General features: G+C 73.0%; 3 protein-coding genes. 1 reads left to right on the forward strand and 2 read right to left on the reverse strand.

The genetic code is table 11. From position 1 onward, the window contains the following. Nucleotides 1-51: 51 nt before the first annotated feature. Nucleotides 52-693, reverse strand: coding sequence for a trimeric intracellular cation channel family protein (locus AB0I76_RS29970; RefSeq protein WP_357042509.1), 642 nt, complete (start codon nucleotides 691-693; stop codon nucleotides 52-54). Nucleotides 694-733: 40 nt separating this feature from the next. Then, complete coding sequence (locus AB0I76_RS29975) at nucleotides 734-952, reverse strand: DUF3039 domain-containing protein (RefSeq protein WP_357042512.1); 219 nt, start codon at nucleotides 950-952, stop codon at nucleotides 734-736. Nucleotides 953-1,040: 88 nt separating this feature from the next. Here AB0I76_RS29975 and AB0I76_RS29980 point away from each other — a divergent pair. Continuing rightward, the coding region (locus AB0I76_RS29980; RefSeq protein ID WP_357042515.1) for a pseudouridine-5'-phosphate glycosidase at nucleotides 1,041-1,359 on the forward strand (319 nt) is incomplete at its 3' end.

Consider the following 1,359-nt stretch of genomic DNA (forward strand, 5'->3'; position numbering starts at 1 on the left):
GGGGCGGGGCGGGGCCGGGGGGTGGGGGTGGGGTGGGTGGGGTCCCGGGGGTTACGGGTGGGTGTCGGTTCTTGGGGGGTGCTGGGGGGCCACCGGGGCGGACCAGCGGCGGCGCAGCGAGATCAGGCGCAGGCCGACGACGAAGGCCGCCGTCGTCGTCAGCCACGCGGCGTTGGCGTGGCCGAGGGCGTCGAGCACCGCGACCAGGATCGAGCCGGCGAGCGCGGCCACCGCGTAGATCTCCCGCCGCAGCACCACCGGTATCTCGGCGGTCAGGAGGTCCCGCCCGAGACCGCCGCCGATCGCGGTGACCATGCCGATCACGCACGCACCGACCGCCGGCACCTGGGCGTCGAGGGCCTTGAGGGTGCCGGTGACGGTGAACAGGCCGAGGCCGGCCGCGTCCAGCACGAGCACGGTGGTGCGCAGCCGGGCGAACTGGGGGTGCAGCCAGAAGACGGCCGCAGCGGTGACGGCGGCTGTCGCCGCGTACCGCCAGTCGGCGAACGCCAGGGGCGGGACCTCGTCGATGGCCAGGTCCCGGAAGATCCCGCCGCCGAGGGCGGCCACGAAGCCGACGAAGACGACGCCGAACAGGTCGAGCCGTTTGGCAACCGCCGCAGAGGCCCCGGAGGCGGCGAAGACCGCGACCCCGGTGAGGTCGGCCAGGAGCAGGGCGGTGGAGGTGTTCACGGGCGCAGGTTACGCGGGCGGCCGAGCCGCCCGCCCCGGATCACTCCGACAGTGACTCGTAGATCTCCTTGCACTTCGGGCAGACCGGCGAGCCCGGCTTGGCGGCCTTGGTCACCGGGAAGGTCTCGCCACAGAGCGCCACGACGTACGTGCCCATGACGGCACTCTCGGCGATCTTCTCCTTGCGGACGTAATGGAACATCTCCGGACCGGTGTCCGCATCCTTCAGCTCCGGCCGCTCGAGAACCTCTGTGCTCACTTCTGCACCTCCGACCGTCAAGTCTGGCAGGTCACCACCCACCCGGTCCACTTCAGGCCCGACGGCCCGGCGACGTACCGTGATGATCGTGACCAACTTTCACATCCGTTACGGCGCCGAGGTCGCGGAGGCGCTGCGCGCCGGCCACCCGGTGGTCGCCCTGGAGAGCACCATCGTCTCGCACGGCCTGCCCCGGCCGGACAACCTGCGCGTCGCCCGGCAGATCGAGCAGGCCGTCCGGGACGCGGGCGCGGTGCCGGCCACCATCGGCATGGTGGGTGGCCGCCTCGTGGTCGGCCTCGACGACGCCGAGCTGACCCGGCTCGCCACCGTCGACGGTGTGGCCAAGCTCTCCGTACGCGATCTCGCCGTCGCGGCGGCGACCCGCGCCGGCCGGTCCACCACCG

Source organism: Micromonospora sp. NPDC049799 (assembly GCF_040656655.1).
In the GTDB taxonomy this organism is placed as follows: domain Bacteria; phylum Actinomycetota; class Actinomycetes; order Mycobacteriales; family Micromonosporaceae; genus Micromonospora.